Genomic DNA, 21,844 nt, shown 5'->3' with positions numbered 1-21,844 from the left:
CGCGCACGACGGCGGTCTCTTCCCGACGCCGCGCGGCACCTCACCGTGGTGGTTGAGGTTCCACTCCTGTGCCGGTGGCTGCGCGGACGGCCCGGGGACCGGTTCCTTAGCAGTCCACACGACTGAGTGCTAATCGCAATCTTGGCACTCGTCCCGGGAGAGTGCAAACCTTTGCGCGGATCCCGTGCCGGTCCCTGCCGAGGGCGGGCGACGGCGCCCGGCGGGCGGGCCTCAGCCCTGCCACTCCTCCCGGAGGATCCCGTAGAAGAGCCGGTCGTAGTACTGCCCGCCCACCTTGCGGGCCTGGCGGAAGCGGGCCTCCTGGGTGAAGCCGAGCTTCTCGGCGACCCGGCACATGCCCTCGTTGCCGCTCCACGTCTCGAGGTCGAGGCGGTGGGAGTCGGAGGAGGCGAAGAGGTAGCCGATCCACAGCCGCAGGGCCTCGGTGCCGTAGCCGCCGCGCCAGTGGTCCGGGGAGTAGACGGTGATCCCCAGGGAGCGCAGCGGCAGCAGGTGGGTGCCGGTCCCGGGGTCCTCGGTCGGCTTCTCGGTCCAGTACCAGGAGACCTGCCCGATGAACCGGTCGTCGCGCGCGTCGGCGATGACCATGGTCTCCCGGGGGCTCGGCCAGTCCCCGGCCTCGACGTGCCCGCGCAGGGTGGACAGCCAGCGCTGGGCGCCCTCGGCGGTGAAGTTGGGGTAGAACGGCCCGTCGGTGTGCTGCCACGCGTGCTCGCCGCCGTCCTCGGGGGGCATGATCCAGGCCTCGTACGCGACGAGGTCCTCCTGCGTCCAGTCCCGGATGCGTACTTTCTCGCCGTCGATCTGCACGGTGGGTCCTCTCGTGGGGCGGATGGGTCTCGGGGAGGCACGGTGGGGCGGAGCCCGTCAGGTCCCGGTGGCCGGGGGCGCCTGGCGGGGGGACGCCGGGGAGGACGGGGCGGGGTCGGCACCGCCGGGGGCGGAGACGTACGCGAAGGCGCCGGCGCCGAGGGTCAGGGCCCCGGCCACGACGATCGCGGCGAGCTCGCGGGCGCCCACCCGGGAGGCGGGGCGCTCGCCCCGGTGGGCGCCCTGGCGGGGACCGGCCTCGGGGACGTCGTCGAACTCGTCGCGGGGGAACTCCCCGGGCACGACGGGGTGCGCGCCGGTCACGTCAGGTCCCCCCGCTGGCGGCGCAGCCGGTCCACGAGCATCGGGTCGTGCTCGAGGGCGGCGCGGGTGTCGATCAGGACGTTGAGCCGCTGGTAGTAGCGGGTGGGCGACAGGCCCAGCCGGCGCCGGATCTCCATCTCCTTGGCCCCCTGGTACTTCCACTGCATGTTCTCGATCGCCAGGATCCGCCGGTCGGTCTCGTCCAGCCCCCCGGCGGGCGGTTCCTCCCCGGGCACGTCCTGGCCGGGCACGTCCTGGCCGGGCACGTCCTGGCCGGGCACGGCCTCTTCGGGCACGTCCTGGCCGGTCACCGCGGCTCGGCCCCGGGGCGCACGGACAGGGTGGTCAGCTGGGCGTCCTCGCCCGCGTCGACGACGGCGCGCACCGCCGCCGCCACGGACTCCGGGCGGATGTAGCGCTCGGGCACGTACTCGTTGCCCAGGGCGGCCTGGATGTCCCGCTGCATCGCGGTGTCCACGGGGCCGGGGTGCACCGAGCTCACGGACACCCCGTCGGCCTCGACCTCCTGGCGCAGCGAGTCGGCGAGCGCCCGCAGGGCGAACTTGGAGGCGGCGTAGACCGCGTCCCCGGCGCGGGCGGTGAAGCCCGAGCCCGAGTTGATGAACACGACCGTGCCCCGGGCGGCGCGCAGGGCCGGCAGCAGCAGCCGGGTGAGCTCCGCGGGGGCCACGACGTTGAGCTCGAGCTGGGCCCGCCACTCGTCGACGGAGGCGCCCTCCACGGTCGTGCGCCCGGCGACCGCCGCGGAGTGCACGAGCACGTCGACCCGGTCGAGGTCCGCCACCACGCCCGGCAGGGAGGCGAAGTCGGTCAGGTCCGCGGCGCGGGCCGTGACGTGCGGCAGGGCGGCGAGCCCGGCGAGCCGGGCGGCGTCGCGGCCCAGGGCGAGGACGTCGTGGTCGCGGGCGAGGTCGGCCACGCAGGCGCGGCCGATGCCGCCGGTGGCCCCGGTGACGACGGCGACGGGGCGGTCTTCGGTGCGGGGAGCGCTCATGCGCCCACTCTAACCAGTCCCCGCGGACCCGCCGCGAGGCGGCGGAGCCGCCGACGTGGGGGTCCGCGGGGCTCCTGGAGTGCACGGGCCTCGCGGCCGCCCGCCGGAGGGGACGGCCGCGCAGTCCCGCCCGTGGCCCGTGGGCCCCTCCTGCCGCCGGGCCCGCTCCCCCGGCCCCGCGCCGCCCGCCCCGTGCCGTGCCCGCGCCCCGATCGCGCCGCCGTGACGCCCCCGCGCGGCGGCAGGGCGCTCTAGAGTGGAGCAGACCGACCGGGCCCCGGCCCCGACCGCGCCCACCGACCCCGAGGAGCACCCGTGAGCGAGCCGCAGCCGCTGGAGAAGATCATGGCCGAGGACTGGGCCGAGGCCCTGGCGCCGGTGGAGCCCCGGATCCGGCAGATGGGCCAGTTCCTGCGGGAGGAGCACGCCGACGGGCACCGCACCTTCCCCGAGGGGAAGGCCGTGTTCCGGGCCTTCGAGGAGCCCCTCGAGCAGGTCAAGGTGCTGGTTGTCGGGCAGGACCCCTACCCCACCCCGGGCCACGCCATGGGCCTGGCCTTCTCCGTGCAGCCCCACGTGCGCCCCGTGCCCCGGTCCCTGCAGAACATCTACAAGGAGCTGCACGACGACCTCGGCATCGACCCGCCCGAGCACGGGGACCTTTCCGCGTGGTCGCGCCAGGGCGTCATGCTGCTCAACCGGGCCCTCACCGTCCGGGAGGGCGCCCCGGCCTCCCACCGCGGCAAGGGCTGGGAGGCCGTCACGGAGCGCGCCATCCAGGTCCTCGCCGCCCGGCAGCGCCCGCTCGTGGCGATCCTGTGGGGCAACGACGCCCGCAGCACCGCCAAGTGGCTGGAGGGCCACCCCACGGTCGAGTCCGCGCACCCCTCGCCCCTGTCCGCCTCCCGCGGCTTCTTCGGCTCCCGGCCCTTCTCCCGCACCGACGAGCTGCTCCAGCAGCAGGGCGCCGAGCCCGTCGACTGGCGGCTCTGAGCCGCCGGCCCGGCTCGGCTAGGGTGGATCGCATGACGACGACGCCCGGAGCCGGTCCCGCGAAGCCCCGCAAGCCGCAGCTGAACCTGACGGTGCGCGGGCGCGAGCAGCTGTCCCCGTCGATGGTCCGGGTCGTCCTGGGCGTCGACGAGCCGGAGCGCTTCCAGGACATCGCCCCGCCGGAGAAGTACGTCAAGCTCGTCTTCCTCGACCCCGCCCTCGACCACGGCCCGGACCCGGACTACTGGGCGCTCAAGGAGACCCTGCCGCCCGAGCACCAGCCGGTGACCCGCCACCTGACGATCCGGCGGTGGATCCCCGAGCGCGCCGAGCTGTGGATGGACTTCGTCCTGCACGGCGACACCGGCTTCGCGGGGCCCTGGGCCGCCCGCGCCGAGCCCGGGGACCGGATCATCGCCCTGGGTCCGGGCGGCAGGTGGGTCCCCGACCCGGACGCCGCCTGGACCCTGGTCGCCGCCGACGACGCCGCGGTTCCCGCTGCGCTCGCGGTGCTCGAGGCGCTCCCGGCGTCCGCGCGCGGCGAGGCGGTCCTGGAGGTGGCCTCCCCGCAGGACGTCCTGGCCGTGACGACGCCCGCCGGGGTGGCGGTGCGGTGGGTGTTCCGGGACCGGGGCGAGACCCTGGCGGAGGCGGTGCACGACGCCGCGTGGCCCGCCGCCCCCACCGGCGTGCAGGTCTTCGCCCACGGGGAGCGGGAGGCCATGAAGTCGCTGCGCGACGAGCTGCTCGGTCACCGGGGCCTGGACCGCGGCCAGGTCTCGCTGTCGGGCTACTGGGCGCGGGGCCGCACCGAGGACGTGTTCCAGGCGGAGAAGAAGCTGCCCGTCGGCCAGATCATCTGACCGGCCCCCCGCTGGGGTCCGGCGGCCTCAGCGGCGGCGGTTGCGCCGGGAGCTGGTTCCGTTGAGGTGGCCCACGAAGGGGCGCATGAGGTACTTGCCGAGCACCACGCCCGAGGCCAGCGCCACGATCGAGGCCATGGCGTTGACGAGGCCGATGAAGCCCTCGCCCATGGTCTCCGTCTCGACCGTGACGGCGTACATGCCCCGGTAGATCGACAGGCCCGGCAGCAGGAAGGTCATGGCGGGGATGGCGAGCACGAGCTGCGGGATGCGGTGGCGGGCGGCGAGCACGGTGGCCACGCACCCGCTGACGACGGCCCCCAGGCCGGTGTCGAGCCGGGGCCCCAGCCCGGCGGCCGCCCCCGCGTGGTAGACGAGCATCCCGCACAGCGCCGCGGCCGCCGTGGCGGGCAGGTGCTGCGGTTTAGTCTGCATCGTGACGGCCAGCAGCGCCGTGCCCAGGAGCATGAACACGGTGTTGACCACCGGGTCCGGCGTGTCGAAGACGCTCTGCGAGACGTCCACGCGGGGCATCCCCAGATAGCCCGCCACGGAGACGCCGCCCGCGATCCCGGCGATGATCCCCAGGAACGCCATGGCGGTGGACAGCAGCCGTCCGGCCGCGGTGACGGGGAAGCCGTTGATCGCGTCCTGCATGGTGGAGACCATGCGGGTGGTGGGCAGGAGCATGATGATCCCGCCCGCGATGACCCGGGGCGGGGAGAGCTCCAGCCCGGACCAGGACAGCAGCAGCGCCACCGAGGTGAGGATGCCGGCGTTGGCGGCCAGCGCGAAGAACTCGGGGATCCGCCACGCGCCGAGGCGGGAGGAGACGACCTGCACGAGGATCGAGGAGAACCCCGCCACGAGCGCCCCCGTGGGACCGCCGCCCATGCCGGCGGTGAGGGCCATGGCCGCGAGGACCGTGGCGGTCCAGACCATCCACTTGGCGTACGGCTTGGGCTTGGCGTTGATCTCCTCGAGGCGCCGCTCCGCCTCGGCGCGGGGCATCTCGCCACCGGTGATCTCGGCGACCAGCTGATGGGTCTCGCCGAGGCCGGCGTAGTTGTCGGTCCAGGACCGGACGACCCGCATGACGGTGTGGCTGGAGGTGTCGGGGTCGTTGAAGACGTCCTCGCGGGTGCGCGTTCCTCCGCCGTCGGGGCCCCGGTCGGCGCCGTCGGCGATGTAGTTGATGGTCACCGCCTGGTTGGTGATGTCCACCTCGATGTTCTCCACGCCGTAGGTGGTGCACACGGCGAGGATCGCGTTCTCGACGTCGAGGGCGTCCGCGCCGTAGTGGAACATCGTCTCGGCGAGGCGCAGCGCGAAGTTGAGGGTCCGCCGCGCCTCCCGGCTCGTGGCCTCCCCGTAGCGGCGCAGGTTCGCGAAGGGCGAGGCGCTGAGCCGTTCGACGGCGCGCATGGGCGCGGTCGGGGCGCTGTCACCGCGCATGATGGAGCGCAGCCGGGCGCGCCCGGGCCGGGCGGCCTCGGCGCGGGTGGAGGGGTAGGCGCCCCGCTGCATCCGGTCGGAGCTCTTGCCGGGCCGCGGGGCCGGGCCGATCGTCGTCGTCTCGGGGCGGGAGACGGGCCCCGCGTCGGTGCGCCGCCGCCGCCGGGCGGGGGCGGGCGCGGGCGCGGTCTGCGCGGCGGAGACGACCTCCTGGCGCGCCTGCGGGTCCTCCGCCCCGCGGTACTCGCGGATGAGGCGCGTGCTGAGCACGGGCAGCGGCTGGGGGGCGGTGGGCACCACGTCGAGCGTGGTCGTCTCCGCGCGGCGGCGCGCCTGCAGGGCCTGCGTCTCGGTCGGGCGCACCGGGGGCGTGCCCGCGCCGGGGAGGGAGGCCGGGCGGGCCGCGCCGGTGAGGGTCGAGGTCCCGCCGGGGCCGAAGGGCTCGGCCACGGCGGGGTCGGTCTCCTCCCCGGCGTCGGACGAGGGATAGGCGGCGAACGGGCGCAGGGGGGTGCGCTGGTCGGTCACCAAGCGGCGTTCCTCCTTCCTCGGCTCGATGCTCCTCCGGGGGTCCTCGGTGCGGGTCGTCACGGGCGCGGTCGCCGGCCGGGCCCCGCGGGACGGCGGGGCCCCGGCGGGCGGGCCGGCCGGGGGGATCAGTAGAAGGGCTGACCCGTGCGGCGGACCCACAGCTGGCGCTGGACCTTCTCCGCGACGTTGGTCCACACCGCGTACCGGGCGGGGCTGAGGACCTGGTCGTGGACGCCCACGAAGTCCACCACGGACTTGGTGAAGCTGGTCTTGAACAGGCCCAGCCCGTAGTAGGAGTGCTCCTTGTTCTTGAGCTGGTCGCTGGGCGGGGTGCCGCAGAAGTCGTACTCCGCGATCCCGTGCTCGCGCATGAGGTCGGTGATCGCGGTCCACTGGACGAGGTGGGAGTCGCCGTACTGGCGGCGCCGGGGCTTGGAGCCCCCGTCCTTGTACGTGCCCTTCCGGCCGTAGGCGATCACGTAGGCGCCCACCGAGGGCTCGCCGTCCTCGTAGGTGAAGTACAGCCGGCCCTGGCCGGCGCGCTCGAAGGTCGTCCAGAACTTCGCGTAGTACTCGTAGGAGCGCAGGTTCACGTTGGCCTCGCCCTGGCCCACGGTGTCCATGAGGGCGTACATCCGCCGCATGTTCTCCTCGGTGAGCTCGACGCGCTCGACCCGGCAGCCCTCGCGCAGGGCCCGCCGGACCGCGTTGCGCCCGCGGGAGTGCAGGGACTTCAGGACGGCCTCCTCGTCCTGGTCGGTCGCGAGGACCGCGGTGGAGTCGTTGGGCTGGATGTTGAAGGACTTCTTCAGCCCCGCCCGGGCGAGCACGCCGCGGGCGTAGTCGGAGTCCAGGACGTCCGGCTCGATCTTGACCGCGAAGACGTTCAGCCGCTGCTCCGCCACGAGGCGGGCGGTGGCCGCGGCGACGCCCGGGATGTCGTCGACGGACGCGACGTCCGGGCCCTTGATCATGTACCAGAGCTTGCCGAGGCCCGGCACGGACTTCTCCAGGACGAGGTTGTAGCCGGCCCGCGTGCCGTCCACGGGCTCGTGCACGAGGTGCAGGGGACGCCAGCCGTGGTCCGCCTTGACCTCCGCGAAGGACGCGGACTGCAGCAGGTTGCCGCCGTTGGGGTTCGCGGTGACGTGGCTGTCCCAGTCGGCGATCTCCTGGGGGGTGGCGAAGCGTGCGGTGAACTCGCGCAAGGCTCTCTCAATCGTCGGGGTCGGGGTGCGGTGCCGGAGGGGCCTGCCGGTGGGGGCCGGCCCCGGACAGTCTAACCGCGCGCACCTGAACGCGGCCTGACCTCGCACGACGGCGCCCGCCCACCGGAGGGTGGGCGGGCGCCGTCGGCGGCCGGGCGATGCCTACTCGGCGTCGTGGTCCGTCTCGAGGATGCGCACGAGCGCGTCGAGGGCCTCGTCGGCGCCCTCGCCGTCGGCCCGGAGGACGACCTTGTCCCCCTGGGCGGCACCCAGGGACATCAGCGAGAGCACGCTCGAGGCGTCCATCGCCTCGTCCTCGGGCTCGCCCTCGGCGGCGATCGTGATCTCGAGGTCGTACTCGCCGGCGGCCTCGGCGAAGATCGCGGCCGGACGGGCGTGCAGTCCGACGCTGGACGCGATGGTGGCGGTGCGTTCTGCCATGGTGGGTTCTCCTTCGTTCGGTGGGAGCGGGTGGTCAGGGGTGGCCCCGGTGCGCGGGAGCGCGCCGGGAGCCGGTCACAGGCCCAGTTCGGCGAGCACGGGCAGCTGGGCCCGCACCGCCGCGGCGGCGTCCTCCGCACTGGACTGGTCGACCGCGAGCTGCGCGAGCTCGCGGGCCGTGGTGAGGTCGACGGTGCGCAGGACCGCCGCGACCGCGGCCAGGGCCCGCGGGCTCATGGACAGCGTGTGCACGCCGAGGCCCACGAGCACCACGGCGAGCGCGGGATCGGCCGCGGCCTCCCCGCACACGCCCACGTTGCGGCGCCCGCCGCCGGCGGCCTCCGCGCGCAGGGCGCCCTCCACGGTGAGCCCGACCATGCGCAGCACGGCCGGCTGCCACGGGCTGTTGAGCTCGGCCAGCGAGCCCAGCATCCGGTCGGCGGCCATCGTGTACTGCGTCAGGTCGTTGGTGCCCAGGGAGACGAACTCGACGTGGCGCAGGATCTGGTCCGCGGTCACGGCCGCGGACGGCGTCTCCACCATGACCCCGGGCACCCGCAGACCGGCGGCGGCGACCATCGCGGCGAAGTCCCGCGCCTCGCCGGCCGCGGAGATCATCGGCGCCATGACCCACACGTGCGCGCCCGTGAGCTCACGGGCCCGGGCGATCGCCTCGAGCTGGCGGGCGAGCACGCCCGGCACGGAGCGGTCGGTGCGGTAGCCGCGCACGCCCAGCGCGGGGTTGGGCTCGTCGGTGTCGGTGAGGAAGGGCAGCGGCTTGTCGGCGCCCGCGTCCAGCGTGCGGACCACGACCTTCTTGCCGGCGAACGCCTCGAAGATGGCGGCGTACTGCTCCACCTGCTCCTCGACGGTCGGCTCCTGGTCGCGGCCCAGGAAGCAGAACTCGGTGCGCAGCAGCCCCACGCCCTGGGCCCCGGCCGCGGCCGCGGTGCGGGCGTCGTCGGGGGTGCCGACGTTCGCGTAGAGCGGGACCTCCGTCCCGTCCGCCAGCACGCCGTGGCCGTCGAAGGCGCTGCGCGCCTCGGCGCTGCGCAGCCACGCCTCCACGAGGGCCTGCTCCGTCAGCCCGGGCTCCGTGCGGACCTCGCCGCTGGCGCCGTCCACGAAGATCCTGGTGCCGTCCGAGATCGCCTCCACGCCCCGGGCGGCCACGATCGCGGGCAGCCCGAGGTTGCGCGCGAGGATGGCCGTGTGGGACTGCGGCCCGCCGCCGGAGGTCACCAGCGCCAGGACCTTCTCCGGGTCCAGCGTCGCGGTGTCCGCCGGCGCCAGGTCCTCGGCGGTCAGCACGAACGGGGTGTCCCGCTGCGGGATCCCCGGCATGGGCAGGCCCTGCAGCCGGGCCACCAGGCGGGCGCGCACGTCCTCGATGTCCGCCGCGCGCTCGGCCATGTACCCGCCGAGGGCCCGCATCTGGTCCGCGTAGGCGCTCGCCGCCTCCCACAGGGCCCGCTCGGGGGCGAGCCCCCGGCCGGTGATGAGCTTCGACGCGTTCTTCAGCAGCGCCTTGTCCCCCGCCATCAGGGCGGTGGACTTGAGCACGTCCGCCGCGTCCTTCTCGGTGGCGGCCTCCGCGCGGGCCTTGAGCTCGGCCTTGACCTCCGCCGCGGCCTGCTGGAGCCGCGCCACGGCGGCCTCGGGCTCCTCGTCCCGCAGGGCGAGGCCCGGGGCGGGCTCGCCGACCGGGGCCGGCATGCTCACGAGCTCGCCGATCACGCGGCCCGCGCACACCCCCACGCCTGTCAGTGTCTGCATGTCTACCTCTTCCTCGTGGGAGCCGTGGTCGATCAGGACTCCGGACGTGTCCGGTGCCGGCCGCTCAGGCGGTCGCCGGGACGGTCGCCGCGTCGTCGCGCGCAGACGCGGCATCGGCGACCTTACCGTGCGCCCCGCCCACGTGCTTGAGCCCGACGACCACTGCTGCTGTGACCACCGTACCGACCAGCACCGAAAGCAGGAACATCAGGGGATTGCCGATGACGGGCAGGATCCACACGCCGCCGTGCGGGGCCGCCGAGGTGACCCCCGTGGCCATGCTGATCGCGCCGGTCAGGGCGCCGCCGACCATGGAGGCGGGCAGCACGCGCAGCGGGTCGGCCGCGGCGAACGGGATGGCGCCCTCGGAGATGAAGGACGCGCCCAGCAGCCAGGCCGCCTTGCCGTTCTCGCGCTCGGCGATGGTGAAGTAGCGCCGGGCGATGGTCGAGGCCAGCGCCATGCCCAGCGGGGGCACCATGCCGGCGGCGATGACGGCGGCCATGATCTCCTGCGGGGCGGTGTTGACGGCGGTCGCGGCGCCCAGGCCGGCCGCGGCGAAGGTGTAGGCGACCTTGTTGATCGGGCCGCCGAGGTCGGCGCCCATCATGAGGCCCAGGATGGCGCCGAGCGCGAGGGCGCTGGCACCGGTCATGCCGTTGAGCCCCGCGGTCAGCCAGGCCATGAACGTGGCGATCGGCCCGCCGAGCACCAGCAGCAGCAGGCCGCAGGAGAAGATCGTGGCCAGCAGGGGGATGATGACCACGGGCATCAGGGAGCCCAGCCAGCGCGGCAGGCGCGGCTGCGCCAGCCAGTAGGCGGCGAGACCGGCCAGCAGACCGCCCACGATGCCGCCGAGGAAGCCGGCGCCCATGAAGTTGGCGACCAGGCCCGCGGCGAAGCCGGGGGCGATGCCCGGACGGTCGGCCAGCCCGTAGGCGATGTAGCCGGCCAGTGCGGGCACAAGCAGGCTCATGGCCAGGTTGCCCATCTTGAACAGCACGGCCCCGATGTACTGGGCGGCCGAGTAGTCCCCGAGGTTCCACAGGGTGGCGGTGCCGAGCACGTCGTCGGCGATGTTGGCGATGTCCGCGCCGGCGACCATGAAGCCGAAGGCCATGAGCAGACCGCCCGCGGCCACGAACGGGATCATGTAGCTCACGCCGGTCATCACGGCCTTGCGGATGCGCGTGCCCCAGCCCTCGCTGCCGCCCGAGGTGGCGGACTGGTCCGCGTCGCCGCCGCCGCCCTGCACGCGCGGGGCGTTCGGGTTCTGGGCGTTGGCCAGCGCCTCCTCGATCATGACCTTGGGCTCGTCGATGCCGCGCTTGACCGGGGAGGCCACGAACGGCTTGCCGGCGAACCGGGCCCGCTCGCGCACGTCCACGTCGGTCGCGAAGATCACCGCGTCCGCCGCCGCGATGACGGAGGGGTCCAGCTTGCTGAAGCCGGAGGAGCCCTGGGTCTCGACCTGGAGCTCGACGCCCATCTCCTCGGCGGCGTAGGTCAGCCCGTCCGCGGCCATGTAGGTGTGGGCGATGCCGGTGGGGCAGGCGGTGACGGCCACGAGCTTGCGGCCCGCGTGCGGCGCGGTGCTCTCCACCCCGGTCGGGGCGGCGACCGCCGCGGCCGGGACCGCGGCGGCACCGGCCGCGGCGGCGGGCACCGCGGCCGCGGTGGTGGAGCCGGCGGCGTGGGCGCCGCCCTCGGCCGGGGCGGCACCCTCCGCGGGGCCGAGCCCGAGCGCGCCGTCGACGACGCGGACGACCTCCTGCTCGGACTGCGCGGCCCGCAGCGCGGCCACGAAGTCCTTCTTCATGAGGGACCGGGCCAGCTTGGACAGCAGCTTCAGGTGCGTCTGGTCGGCGCCCTCGGGGGCGGCGATGAAGAAGACGAGGTCGGCGGGACCGTCCTTGGCGCCGAAGTCGACCTTGGGCGCCAGGCGGGCCATGGCCAGCGTCGGGGCGGTGACCTCGGTGGAGCGGCAGTGCGGGATGGCGATCCCGCCCGGGATGCCCGTGGCGGTCTTGTTCTCCCGGGCGATCGCGTCGGCCAGCAGCCCGTCCAGCTGTCCGACGCGCCCGGCGCGCTGGACCATGGCGGCGAGCTGGCCGATGACGGTTTCCTTGTCGTCCCCCAGGTCCCGGTCGAGCGAGACCAGGTCGGGGGTGATGAGCTCGGACACGTTGTCCTCCTTGCGTGCGGGCCGGGCGGCCCGGGTGGTTCGGGGTGTGGTGGCGGTGCGGTGGCGCGTGCGGGTCGTGCGGGTCAGCCGGAGACGGCGTGCGGGAACAGCTCGCGCACGGTGACCGCCTCCGGGGCGGTCTCGGCCAGGGCGGGGACGCGGGTCCCCGGCAGCGCGGCGGCCGCGGAGCCGGAGGCGACGGCCTGGCGCAGGCACTCGTGCGGGGCGTCCCCGCGCTCGTGGGCCAGCAGGTAGCCCGCGAGCGAGCTGTCCCCGGCGCCCACGGTGGAGCGCACGGCCACGGGGGCGTGCACGGCGTGCCAGGAGCCCCCCGGGACGGTCAGGACCGCCCCGCCGGCGCCGAGCGTGGTGAGCACGGCGCCGAGCCCCCGCGCCACGAGGGCCGCGGCCGTCGTGGCGGCGAGGTCGGGGTCCGCCTCGAGCCGCTCCCCGTTGCCGGTGCCCACGAGCTCGGCGAGCTCCTCGCCGTTGGGCTTGATGAGGTCGGGCAGCGCGTCGTCGTCGGAGGTGGCCCCGGACAGGGCGGGCCCGGAGGTGTCCACGGCGAAGCGGGGCGCCCGGGCGCCCAGCGCCGCGCGGACCCGGCGCACGATCCGGGCGTAGACGTCAGCGTCCGCGCCGGGCGGCAGGGACCCGGCGAGGACCACCCAGGAGGCGTCCCGTCCCCGGGTCGTCAGCAGCTCCACGACGGCCTCGAGCTGCTCCGGGCGCAGCGGGGTCCCCGGGGCGTTGAGCTTCGTGGTGGTGCCGTCGGGCTCGGTGATGGTGATGTTGGAGCGGATCGGCGCGCCGGCGGGCACGGCCTCGTACGGGACGTCCGCCGCGGCCAGCTCCGCCAGCAGCGGGTCACCGGCGTCGCCGGGCAGCAGCGCGAGGGTGGCGGTGCCGCTGGCGCGCAGGGCGCGGGAGATGTTGACGCCCTTGCCCCCGGCGTCCTGGCGGGCGCCGGAGGCGCGCTGGACGGCGCCGCGGCGCAACGGGGCGGGCAGCTCGACGGTGCGGTCGAGGGACGGGTTGAGGGTGAGGGTGAGGATCACGCGACGATCACCTCGACGTCCGCCTTCTCGAGCGCCGTGGCCAGCGCGCGCCCGGGGGCGCGGTCGGTGATGAGGGTGTCGATGTCCGCGAGGGACGCGAAGCGCATGAGGGTCTCCTGATCGTGCTTGGCGGAGTCGCACAGGACGACGACGCGCCGGGAGGTCTGGACGATGGCGGTCTTGACGACCGCCTCGATGGGGTCCGGGGTGCTCAGCCCGAACTCGGCGTGGATCCCGTTGCACCCGACGAACGCGAGGTCGGGGCGCAGCCGGCCGTAGTGCTCCGCGGCCCGGCCGCCGGCGGCGGCCCAGGTCAGCTTGCGCACCCGACCCCCGACGAGCTCGAGGCCGATGCCGGAGGCGTCCGCGAGCTTCGCGGCGATGTGCAGGGCGTGGGTGATGATGAGCTGCTCCTGCCCGTCCGGCAGCGTGGAGTCGGTCTTGACGATGAGGTCGGCCAGCGCCTCGACGGTGCTGCCGGCGTCCAGCACCACCGCGCCCGCGCCGCTGGTGCGCAGCAGCTCGAACGCGGCCTCGGCGATGCGCCGCTTCTCCGGGGTGTTGAGGTGCTGGCGCGAGTGGATCGCCTTCTCGTCGGAGGTCGACTGGTCCACGGACACGGCGCCGCCGTGCACGCGCCGCAGCCGGCCTGCCGCCTCGAGGGCTGCCAGGTCGCGCCTCACGGTCTCCATGGTCACGTCGAAGCGCCGGGCCAGCTCGGCCCCGTTGACCCGGCGGGTCGTGGACACGAGCGTGGCGATCTCGGCCTGGCGTTCCTCGGCGAACATGGACTGCACCTCCCGGGCAGGGGGCCGACGATCGGCCCTGCGTTCCTATGAGTTTATGTGAGTTCGTGTGGTTTTGCTAGGGGCTGAGGTGATCCACTTCACGCGGCGTCGCAAAGCGCTCCGGCTGGCCCGCGCGGGTCCCGGCGCCGGGGGCGGCAGGTGCCCGGGCGCGGGCGTAGCCTGGGTCACGGCCCCAGCGGCCCTTCCCGTCCCGCGAGCAGGAGCGCCACGGCCATGCTTGTCCGTCTCGTCCGGCACTACACCGGCCGCTACCGGCCGTGGGTCCTCGCCGTCGTCGTCCTGCAGCTGACCGCCACGGTCGCCGCGCTGCTGCTGCCCAGCCTCAACGCCCGGATCATCGACGAGGGCGTCACCCGCGGGGACACCGCTCTGGTGCTGCGCACCGGCCAGGTGATGCTGGTCGTCGCGCTCGTCCAGGTGGCCGCCGCGGTCGCCGCGGTGTACTGCGGCGCCCGCGCGGCCATGGGCACGGGCCGCGACCTCCGCCGGGCGGTCTACCGGCGCGTGAGCTCGTTCGGCTCCCGCGAGGTCCAGCGCTTCGGCGCCCCGTCCCTGATCACGCGCGGGACCAACGACGTCCAGCAGATCCAGATGCTCGTGCTGATGACCCTGAACTTCATGGTCGCGGCCCCGATCATGAGCGTCGGCGGGATCGTCATGGCGCTGCGCGAGGACGCGGGCCTGTCCTGGCTCGTGTGGGTGGCCGTGCCCGTGCTCGCGGTGGCCGTGGGCGTGCTGGCCACCCGGCTGATGCCCCTGTTCCGGCGGATGCAGGAGCGGATCGACCGGATCAACGCGGTGCTGCGCGAGCAGATCGCCGGCGTGCGCGTCGTGCGCGCCTTCGTCCGGGAGGAGCACGAGTCCCGGCGCTTCGCCGCGGCCAACCGGGAGCTCACCGACGTCTCCGTGCGCATCGGGGCCCTGTTCGTGCTGATGTTCCCCGTGATCACCATGGTCCTGCACGTGGCCACGGCCGCGGTGCTGTGGTTCGGCGGCCTGCGCGTGGACGTGGGGCAGCTCCAGGTGGGCTACCTCACCGCGTTCCTGCAGTACCTCCTGCAGATCCTCATGGCCGTGCTGATGGGCACCTTCATGGTCATGATGGTCCCGCGCGCCCTGGTCTGCGCCGAGCGGATCGGGGAGGTGCTCGGCACGGAGCCCTCCGTGCGCGAGCCCGCGGAACCGGCCGAGCCGGCGTCCGCGGCCGGCGTCGTCGAGCTGCGGGACGTCGCCTTCTCCTACCCGGGGGCCGAGGCGCCCGTGCTCGAGGGCATCGGCCTGCGGGCCGGACCGGGGCGCACCACCGCCGTCGTCGGCTCCACGGGCTCCGGCAAGTCCACCCTGCTGCACCTGCTGCCCCGGCTGATGGACCCCACGGGCGGGACCGTGCTGCTCGACGGCGTGCCCCTCCCCCGGCTCTCCCACGCGCAGATCGCCGCCCGCGTGGCCCTGGTCCCGCAGCGGGCCTACCTGTTCTCCGGCACCGTCTCCTCGAACCTGCGGCTGGGCCGGCCCGGGGCCACGGACGAGGAGCTGTGGGCGGCGCTGCGCACGGCCCAGGCGGAGGACTTCGTGCGCCGGATGCCCGGGGGCCTCGACGCCCCGATCGCCCAGGGCGGCACGAACGTCTCCGGCGGGCAGCGGCAGCGGCTGTCCATCGCCCGCGCGCTGGTGGCCCGTCCGCGCGTGTACCTCTTCGACGACGCGTTCTCCGCCCTGGACGTCGGCACCGACGCCCGGCTGCGTGCAGCCCTCGGGCCCGTCACCCGCGACGCCACGGTGATCGTGGTGGCCCAGCGCGTGTCCACCGTCCGCGACGCCGACCAGATCCTCGTCCTCGACGGCGGGCGGATCACGGCCCGCGGCACCCACGAGCAGCTGCTGGGCTGCTCGGAGACCTACCGGGGAATCGTCGCCTCCCAGATCAGCGCCGAGGAGGTCGCCTGATGGCGGAGCCGGAGGCCCCTGCCCGCCGGGCGAGGCAGTTCTGGCCCTCGGCGGGCCGGCTGCTCGGCCTGCTGCGCCCGCAGTGGCCGGGGCTGGTCGTCGTCGCCGCGTTCGGGGCGGTGTCCGTGGTGCTCAACGTGTGGGCCCCGCTCGTGCTGGGCCGGGCCATGGACGTGGTCTTCGCCGGGGTCGTGGGCCGGGCCCTGCCCGCGGGCGCGTCCCGGGAGGAGGCCGCGCAGGACCTGAGGGCGCGCGGCGAGGACGGCCTCGCGGACATGGTGGCGGCGATGGACGTCGTCCCCGGCGCCGGCGTCGACCTCCCGGCGCTCGGGCGGCTGATCCTCCTGGTGCTGGCCATGTACCTCGTGGCCTCCGTGCTCATGTGGGCCCAGGGCCTGCTGCTCAACCGGCTGGTCATGCGGGTGGTCCACGACCTGCGCAACGCGGTGGAGGAGAAGCTCCACCGGTTGCCGCTGGGCTGGTTCGACGCCCGCCAGCGCGGCGACGTGCTCTCCCGGGTGACCAACGACGTCGACAACGTGCAGACCGCCCTCCAGCAGTCCTTCACCCAGCTGGTCCAGTCGCTGCTCACGGTCGTCGGCATCGTGGTGATGATGTTCGTGGTGTCCTGGCAGCTGGCCCTCGTGGCCCTGCTCGCCCTGCCCTTCTCCGCCGTGGCGGCCGGGGTCATCGGGGTGCGCGCCCAGCGGCTGTTCACGGAGCAGTGGCGGGCCACCGGCGCGCTCAACGGGCACGTCGAGGAGTCCTTCTCCGGCCACGAGCTGATCACGGTCTTCGGCCGGGAGCAGGAGATGGTGGAGCGCTTCGACGAGCGCAACGAGCAGCTGTACCGGGCGTCCTTCGGGGCGCAGTTCGTGTCCGGGACGATCATGCCCGTCATGCAGTTCGTCTCCTACCTCTCCTACGTGGGCATCGCGGTGCTGGGCGGGCTGCGCGTGGCCTCCGGGCAGCTGAGCCTCGGGGGCGCCACCGCGTTCATCCAGTACTCGCGCGAGTTCACGCAGCCGCTGTCCCAGATGGCGGGCATGGCTAACGCCCTGCAGTCCGGGGTGGCCTCCGCCGAGCGGGCCTTCGAGCTGCTCGACGCGGACGAGCAGCGCCCCGACGCGGCCCGCGCCCGCCTGCCGGAGCGGCCCCGGGGGCACGTGCGCTTCGAGCGCGTGTCCTTCTCCTACGACCCGGCCGTGCCGCTGATCCGGGACCTCTCCTTCGAGGCGCGGCCGGGGCAGACGGTCGCGATCGTGGGACCCACCGGCGCGGGCAAGACCACTCTCGTCAACCTCGTGCTGCGCTTCTACGAGCTGGGCGGCGGGCGGATCCTGCTGGACGGCGTGGACGTCACGGACCTGTCCCGCGCCGAGCTGAGGTCCACGGTAGGGATGGTGCTGCAGGACGCGTGGCTGTTCGGTGGCAGCATCCGGGAGAACATCCGCTACGGCCGCCTCGACGCCACGGACGAGCAGGTGCTGGCCGCAGCCCGGGCCACGTACGTGGACCGCTTCGTCCGTGCGCTGCCCGAGGGCTACGACACGGTGATCGACGAGGAGGGCGCCGGCGTGTCGGCGGGCGAGAAGCAGCTGATCACCATCGCGCGCGCGTTCCTGGCCGACCCGTCCCTGCTGATCCTCGACGAGGCCACGTCCTCCGTGGACACGCGCACCAAGCTGCTCGTGCAGCACGCGATGGCGGCGCTGCGCACCGACCGGACCTCCTTCGTCATCGCCCACCGGCTCTCCACGGTCCGGGACGCCGATATCATCCTGGTGATGGAGGAGGGCCGGATCGTCGAGCACGGCACCCACGAGAAGCTGCTGGCCGTCCGCGGGGCCTACCACCGGCTGCACACCAGCCAGTTCCACGCCCCGGCCTCCGCCGACGACGACGCCCCGCCCCCCGACCTCCAGGAGATCCCCGCCCATGACACCCCGTGAGCTCTACGGCCGGCTCGCCCTCGCGGAGGCGGTGACCTGGACGCTGCTGATCCTGGGCATGGTCCTGAAGTACACCGGGGTCTCCGAGGCCTTCGTCCCCGTCTTCGGCACGGTCCACGGCGTCGTTTTCCTCAGTTACTGCGTGGTGACGTGCTTCGTGTGGGTGAACCAGCGGTGGTCCCCCGGCTTCGGGGTGCTGGGGCTGCTCAGCTCGGTCGTGCCCTGGGCCACGGTCCCGTTCGAGCGGCGGGCCGTGCGCACGGGCCGGCTGGCCGGCGGGTGGCGGCTCTCCCCCGGTGGGGAGCGGCCGGCCACCGCGCTGGAGCGACTCCAGGCGTGGGCCCTGCGCAGCCCCCTGCTCGCGGTGCTCACGGGCGCCGCCGTCGTCGCGGTGCTGACCTCGGTGCTGCTGTACCTGGGCCCGCCCGTCCCCCGCGGCTGAGCACGGGCCCGGCCGCGTCGGTTCCGGGCCGTGGATGCCCCGGTATAGCGTGGGCACCGGACGGCCCCGCCGACCGTCGGCGAGGCCGCGAGGAGGAACCCGTGACCAATTTCGCCAACGTCGAGCGCCGCCACCTCGCCGCGCTCCTGCGCCGGCTCGGCCCCGACGCACCCACCCTGTGCGAGGGCTGGACCACCCGCGACCTCGCCGTGCACCTCGTGCTGCGCGACGGCCGCCCCGACGTGCTGGCCGGCAGGGCCCTGCCGCAGCTGCCCGTGCTGGGCGAGCGCGCCCGGCGCTCCGAGGAGGCCGTCGCCGGGCTGCCGTGGGAGCAGCTCGTGCACAAGGTCGAGCGCCCGCCGCTGTACTCCCCGGCGCGGCTGGGCCCGGTGGACAAGCGGCTGAACACCGTCGAGCTCTACGTCCACCACGAGGACGTGCGCCGCGCCCAGCCCGAGTGGCACGACCGGCCCCTGCTGCACGACGAGGAGAAGGACCTCTGGCGGTCCCTGAACCTGCTCGCCAAGGTGATGCTGAACGACCAGCAGGACGCCGTGGTGCTCATCGCCCCGTCCTTCGGTGCGGTGCGCGGCGGGCGCGGGAAGACCGGCCGGGTCCGCGTGCTGCGCGGGACCCCGAGCGAGCTGCTGCTGTGGGCCTTCGGGCGCCGCGCGCAGGCGAAGGTCGAGGAGACCGTCGAGTAGGTCCGCGCACCCGGGAACGGACGCACGAGGGGGACCGCGCGCGGCGCGGTCCCCCTCGTGCGTCCGGGCCCTCAGCGGAACAGGTCCGCACGCACCCCCATGATGATCCGGTCGCCCGGCTTCGCCGTGCGCATGTACCGGGCGACCTCGTGCTCGTGCAGCGCGATGCACCCGGCCGTGGGCTTCTTGTTCGCGTGCAGGAAGATGGCGAACCCGTTGCCCTGGACGATGGGCGAGTCCGGCGGGCGGTTGTAGTTGATCACCACGCCCAGCCGGTAGTCGCCGGACTGCGCGAAGTACCACATGTTCTCGTCCGGCCAGGTGTAGCCCGTGGACTCGAAGTACTTGTTGTAGAGCGTGCCCAGGCGCCCGCCCCAGCGGGAGTTGGGGTTGAGCTGGCGGTAGGGCAGGGCCGTGCCGGGGTTGTAGACCCCGAACGATTCCGTGACGGAGTAGGAGCCCTGCGGCGAGTAGAGGTACTGGGTGTGGCCGGAGGGCACGCCCGGCTTCTTGAACCCGCTCGCGCCGACGTTGGCGGAGGTCCGCCAGTCCTCGACGTAGCTGCCCCCGATGCGCACGCAGTTGATGAACGTGGCCGCCGACCGGCCGTAGCCCTCGGCGACGGCCAGGGACACCCGGGCCGCGTTGCGGGTGGGCTGCACGGAGCGGCCGTTGTTGAGGTTCTGGCACTCACCGCGGAACATGTACGTCCGGGTGCCCGACGACGCGTTCCACGTGATGATGCCGTTGCGGAACTTCTGGTACGCGGCGGCGCTGCCCTGGGGCACGTAGTCGCCGGTCGGATAGCCGAGGGATCCGCGCTCCCGGCCCAGCTGGTCCCACTTCTGCCCGACGGCGCTCTTGGGGCGCACGATCCGCGCCCCGGTGGCGGAGCTCCAGTAGATGGTGCGGCCGTTGGAGAAGGACTGCCGGCACCCGCCGCCGGCCATCTCGCAGATCCGGTCGCCGGTCGGATAGCCGAGGGCCCCGCGCTCGGAGCCCAGGCGGGCCCACTTCCGGGCGATGTCCCCGTTCACGTGCACGATCCGCGCCCCGGTGGCGGAGCTCCAGTAGATGGTGCGGCCGTTGGAGAAGGACTGCCGGCACCCGCCGCCGGCCATCTCGCAGATCCGGTCGCCGGTCGGATAGCCGAGGGCCCCGCGCTCGGAGCCCAGGCGGGCCCACTTCCGGGCGATGTCCCCGTTCACGTGCACGATCCGCGCCCCGGTGGCGGAGCTCCAGTAGATGGTGCGGCCGTTGGAGAAGGACTGCCGGCACCCGCCGCCGGCCATCCCGCAGGCCTCGTCCGCGACGGGCCAGCCGAGGGTGGCGAGCGTGCCCGTGGCGGCCCACTTCTGCCCGATGGCCCCTCGCAGGTGAACGTAGTGGGCCCCGTGGGCCTGCGACCACAGCACGACGCCGTTCGCGCGCGGCCACTCCCAGCCGCCGTTCCAGGCGCGCATGGGGAACGTGGGCGCGCCGGTCCGGGCGGCCTCGCGCAGGGCCGCCGCCTCGAGGGCCTGGCGCACCGCGGACGGGACGCCCGCGTTCTCGTCCACGTCCTCGGCGGCCGCGGCGGACTGGTCGTCCCGGGCCGTGGGCCGGGACGACGGCTCCGCGGTCGGGGCGGTGGTGGACCTGCCGGTGGACTCGGGGGCCGGGCCGCCGGGCGCGGTGCCGCCGGCGTCCGCCGCCGGCCGGGTCAGGGTGAGCACGGCGCGGGCGTCGGTGCCCGCGGGGTCCACGACGGCGTAGCTCACCTCGACGGAGGACGGGGCCTCGCCCGGGTCGGCGCCGGCCGGGTCGAGGGCGAGGACCGGGTGGGCGGGAACGTCCCAGCCCTCCGGCAGCGCGGCCGGGTCCGTGCCGGGCCCGACCACGCGCAGGGACCCGAGGCCGGTGGCGAGCTCGCCGCCGAGCTGCTCCCCGGCCGCGGCCGGGTCCACGAGCAGCAGCCGCACCGCGGCCGGGTCGGCGAGCCCGTCGTTGGCCAGGACGTCGACGGCCCGGACGCCGTCGGCGGGCGTCAGCGCCAGCTCGTCGTCCTCCGGCGCGAGCGGCGCGGTGGTCTCCGCGGCCGCCTCGGCGGTCGCCTCGGTCGCCGTCCCGGTCGTCGCCTCGGTCGGAGCAGGAGCGGTCGTCGTCGCGCCGGCGGACGGGGAGGCCTCGCCGGGGCTCGCGGACGCCCCCGGCGCACCGGCGAGGGCGACGACGAGGCAGGCCGCGAGCGCCGTGGGGATGCGCAGTGCTGAGATCTTCATGGCAGGTCCCTTGCTGGGGGGTCAGTCGGTGAACTCGACGTAGTGGTGGGGGGTGGTGTTGTCGAAGACGCGCACGGCCAGCTCGGCGTCGTGCGCGGCGGTGAAGGCGACCTCGAGGGAGGCGGACTCCCCGGGGGCGAGGGTCGGGAAGGTCTCCATCCGCACGCCCAGGGACTCGTCGAAGGCCGGGACGGCGGGCTCCCCGGCGGCCACCGCCACGGGGAAGGACCAGGGCACGGCGTCGACGGGGGCGGAGCCGGTGTTGGTGAGGGTGAGGGTGAAGACCTGGACGGGGGTGCCGGGGGCCGCGCGCACCGCGCGCTCCCCCGTGGTGGCGGGCCGCGGCCCCTCGACGACGGCCTCGAGGTTCTCGTCGAGGGGCTGGGGCGTGCCGAACCGCGCGCCGGCGTCCCGGGTGGCGGTCTCGTCGTAGGGGGCCACGTCGTTGCCGGACGGGGCGGCGCTCGCCTCCGCCGTGACCGCGGAGGAGGCGGGGGCGGACTCCGGGGAGGGCTCCGCGGTCGCCGACGCCTCGGCGGAGGGAGCCGACGCGGCGGAGGCGTCCGGCGACGTGGGGGCCGTCCCCCCGGCGCACCCGGTGAGGGCGAGTGCGAGCAGGGCGGCGACGGCGGGGCCGCGGCACCGGCCGAACGATGCGGGCAGGGGAACTGTCATCAGGGCTCCTCGTCACGGTCCCGGGGCGGACCACGGCGGACGGGACACCCGGGGGGTGGCGCCCGTCCTTGCGGCACACGCTACACGTTGTCTTTGCTTTAGCGATCACGATGACCGCGTGTGGCGCGCGCCACGGCGCAGCCCGCGGCCGGGCCGGGTGGAGAGGTCCTCGCCACCGCCCCGGTCAGACCGGGCAGGGGCGGGCGCCCAGGGCCTGGCGCAGCGCGTCGGCCGACGTGGCGCTGCTGTTGATGCGCCAGTCGGTCTCCTTGTTGTAGTGGAACCACACCAGCCCGGTCACCCCGGGCTCACGGGCCAGGTAGTACACCAGGTGGGCGTTCCACTGCGCCTTGGACCCGCCGGCCTCAGCACTG

At 74.7% G+C, this 21,844-nt stretch carries 19 protein-coding genes and 1 pseudogene; 6 read left to right on the top strand and 14 right to left on the bottom strand.

The features are described 5' to 3' along the window. Window positions 1-231: 231 nt before the first annotated feature. From M3185_RS14820 to M3185_RS14805, 4 genes are read right to left on the bottom strand one after another with little or no spacing between them, the layout of a single operon-like run. Entirely contained in the window at window positions 232-831 is a 600-nt protein-coding gene (locus M3185_RS14820) for a GNAT family N-acetyltransferase (RefSeq protein ID WP_251334451.1), read from the bottom strand. A 57-nt stretch (window positions 832-888) separates the two neighbouring features. Beyond that, window positions 889-1,155, bottom strand: coding sequence for a hypothetical protein (locus M3185_RS14815; protein WP_251334467.1), 267 nt, complete (start codon window positions 1,153-1,155; stop codon window positions 889-891). Continuing rightward, on the bottom strand, window positions 1,152-1,451 hold the full coding sequence (locus M3185_RS14810; RefSeq protein ID WP_308222217.1) for a DUF3263 domain-containing protein: 300 nt from the start codon (window positions 1,449-1,451) through the stop codon (window positions 1,152-1,154). Before M3185_RS14810 ends, M3185_RS14815 begins: the two co-directional genes overlap by 4 nt. 11 nt (window positions 1,452-1,462) lie before the next feature. After that, a complete protein-coding gene (locus M3185_RS14805; RefSeq protein WP_251334450.1) occupies window positions 1,463-2,170 on the bottom strand; it encodes an SDR family oxidoreductase in 708 nt (235 codons plus the stop codon). 315 nt (window positions 2,171-2,485) lie between these two features. Between M3185_RS14805 and M3185_RS14800 the strand changes: the two genes are divergently transcribed. Then, window positions 2,486-3,163 carry a uracil-DNA glycosylase gene (locus tag M3185_RS14800; RefSeq protein ID WP_251334449.1) on the top strand — a complete coding sequence of 226 codons (678 nt, stop codon included), beginning with the start codon at window positions 2,486-2,488 and terminating at the stop codon, window positions 3,161-3,163. A gap of 32 nt (window positions 3,164-3,195) precedes the next feature. Continuing rightward, entirely contained in the window at window positions 3,196-4,026 is an 831-nt protein-coding gene (locus M3185_RS14795) for a siderophore-interacting protein (RefSeq protein ID WP_251334448.1), read from the top strand. Between the two features lie 27 nt (window positions 4,027-4,053). On the opposite strand, the gene M3185_RS14790 is transcribed toward M3185_RS14795, so the two are convergent. The 7 genes from M3185_RS14790 to M3185_RS14760 all read right to left on the bottom strand — a co-directional run bounded on the left by M3185_RS14790 (window position 4,054) and on the right by M3185_RS14760 (window position 13,468). After that, window positions 4,054-6,009 (bottom strand): threonine/serine exporter family protein, encoded by a 1,956-nt coding sequence (locus M3185_RS14790; protein WP_251334447.1) that lies wholly within the window; start codon window positions 6,007-6,009, stop codon window positions 4,054-4,056. 128 nt (window positions 6,010-6,137) lie between these two features. After that, window positions 6,138-7,220, bottom strand: a complete 1,083-nt coding sequence (locus M3185_RS14785; protein WP_251334446.1) for a lipid II:glycine glycyltransferase FemX — start codon at window positions 7,218-7,220, stop codon at window positions 6,138-6,140. 162 nt (window positions 7,221-7,382) lie between these two features. Further along, entirely contained in the window at window positions 7,383-7,661 is a 279-nt protein-coding gene (locus tag M3185_RS14780; RefSeq protein WP_251334445.1) for an HPr family phosphocarrier protein, read from the bottom strand. Window positions 7,662-7,736: 75 nt separating this feature from the next. Next, window positions 7,737-9,437, bottom strand: a complete 1,701-nt coding sequence (gene ptsP, locus M3185_RS14775) for a phosphoenolpyruvate--protein phosphotransferase (RefSeq protein WP_251334444.1) — start codon at window positions 9,435-9,437, stop codon at window positions 7,737-7,739. Between the two features lie 64 nt (window positions 9,438-9,501). After that, window positions 9,502-11,622 carry a PTS fructose transporter subunit IIABC gene (locus tag M3185_RS14770; RefSeq protein ID WP_251334443.1) on the bottom strand — a complete coding sequence of 707 codons (2,121 nt, stop codon included), beginning with the start codon at window positions 11,620-11,622 and terminating at the stop codon, window positions 9,502-9,504. A gap of 83 nt (window positions 11,623-11,705) precedes the next feature. Beyond that, window positions 11,706-12,680, bottom strand: coding sequence for a 1-phosphofructokinase family hexose kinase (locus M3185_RS14765; RefSeq protein ID WP_251334442.1), 975 nt, complete (start codon window positions 12,678-12,680; stop codon window positions 11,706-11,708). Next, on the bottom strand, window positions 12,677-13,468 hold the full coding sequence (locus M3185_RS14760) for a DeoR/GlpR family DNA-binding transcription regulator (protein WP_251334441.1): 792 nt from the start codon (window positions 13,466-13,468) through the stop codon (window positions 12,677-12,679). Before M3185_RS14760 ends, M3185_RS14765 begins: the two co-directional genes overlap by 4 nt. A gap of 234 nt (window positions 13,469-13,702) precedes the next feature. On the opposite strand from M3185_RS14760, the gene M3185_RS14755 reads away from it, so the two are divergent. From M3185_RS14755 to M3185_RS14740, 4 genes are all read left to right on the top strand, one after another. Beyond that, window positions 13,703-15,436 (top strand): ABC transporter ATP-binding protein, encoded by a 1,734-nt coding sequence (locus M3185_RS14755; protein ID WP_251334440.1) that lies wholly within the window; start codon window positions 13,703-13,705, stop codon window positions 15,434-15,436. Then, entirely contained in the window at window positions 15,436-17,388 is a 1,953-nt protein-coding gene (locus tag M3185_RS14750; protein ID WP_251334439.1) for an ABC transporter ATP-binding protein, read from the top strand. The genes M3185_RS14755 and M3185_RS14750 overlap by 1 nt, the downstream gene beginning before the upstream one ends. Further along, window positions 17,375-17,830: a DUF3817 domain-containing protein gene (locus M3185_RS14745; RefSeq protein WP_251334438.1), complete on the top strand. Its 456-nt coding sequence runs from the start codon at window positions 17,375-17,377 to the stop codon at window positions 17,828-17,830. Before M3185_RS14750 ends, M3185_RS14745 begins: the two co-directional genes overlap by 14 nt. A gap of 101 nt (window positions 17,831-17,931) precedes the next feature. Then, window positions 17,932-18,534, top strand: a complete 603-nt coding sequence (locus M3185_RS14740; RefSeq protein WP_251334437.1) for a TIGR03085 family metal-binding protein — start codon at window positions 17,932-17,934, stop codon at window positions 18,532-18,534. 71 nt (window positions 18,535-18,605) lie between these two features. On the opposite strand, the gene M3185_RS14735 is transcribed toward M3185_RS14740, so the two are convergent. The 3 genes and pseudogenes from M3185_RS14735 to M3185_RS14725 form a co-directional block, all read right to left on the bottom strand. Continuing rightward, window positions 18,606-20,795 (bottom strand): L,D-transpeptidase family protein, encoded by a 2,190-nt coding sequence (locus tag M3185_RS14735; RefSeq protein ID WP_251334436.1) that lies wholly within the window; start codon window positions 20,793-20,795, stop codon window positions 18,606-18,608. A 21-nt stretch (window positions 20,796-20,816) separates the two neighbouring features. Further along, window positions 20,817-21,470, bottom strand: a complete 654-nt coding sequence (locus tag M3185_RS14730; RefSeq protein WP_251334435.1) for a hypothetical protein — start codon at window positions 21,468-21,470, stop codon at window positions 20,817-20,819. 184 nt (window positions 21,471-21,654) lie between these two features. Beyond that, window positions 21,655-21,844 (bottom strand): annotated as a pseudogene (locus M3185_RS14725) (beta-mannanase); the annotation flags it as partial.

The organism is Kocuria rosea, from assembly GCF_023715525.1.
GTDB lineage: Bacteria > Actinomycetota > Actinomycetes > Actinomycetales > Micrococcaceae > Kocuria > Kocuria rosea_A.
This window is presented reverse-complemented; position numbering and strand designations above follow the sequence as displayed.

Bases quoted from the DNA above. Each gene is read 5' to 3' on its own strand.
- M3185_RS14795 (WP_251334448.1), top strand. From the start codon at position 3,196: ATGACGACGACGCCCGGAGCCGGTCCCGCGAAGCCCCGCAAGCCGCAG.
- M3185_RS14780 (WP_251334445.1), bottom strand. From the start codon at position 7,661: ATGGCAGAACGCACCGCCACCATCGCGTCCAGCGTCGGACTGCACGCC.
- M3185_RS14805 (WP_251334450.1), bottom strand. From the start codon at position 2,170: ATGAGCGCTCCCCGCACCGAAGACCGCCCCGTCGCCGTCGTCACCGGG.
- M3185_RS14750 (WP_251334439.1), top strand. From the start codon at position 15,436: ATGGCGGAGCCGGAGGCCCCTGCCCGCCGGGCGAGGCAGTTCTGGCCC.
- M3185_RS14745 (WP_251334438.1), top strand. From the start codon at position 17,375: ATGACACCCCGTGAGCTCTACGGCCGGCTCGCCCTCGCGGAGGCGGTG.
- ptsP (WP_251334444.1), bottom strand. From the start codon at position 9,437: ATGCAGACACTGACAGGCGTGGGGGTGTGCGCGGGCCGCGTGATCGGC.
- M3185_RS14730 (WP_251334435.1), bottom strand. From the start codon at position 21,470: ATGACAGTTCCCCTGCCCGCATCGTTCGGCCGGTGCCGCGGCCCCGCC.
- M3185_RS14755 (WP_251334440.1), top strand. From the start codon at position 13,703: ATGCTTGTCCGTCTCGTCCGGCACTACACCGGCCGCTACCGGCCGTGG.
- M3185_RS14735 (WP_251334436.1), bottom strand. From the start codon at position 20,795: ATGAAGATCTCAGCACTGCGCATCCCCACGGCGCTCGCGGCCTGCCTC.
- M3185_RS14760 (WP_251334441.1), bottom strand. From the start codon at position 13,468: ATGTTCGCCGAGGAACGCCAGGCCGAGATCGCCACGCTCGTGTCCACG.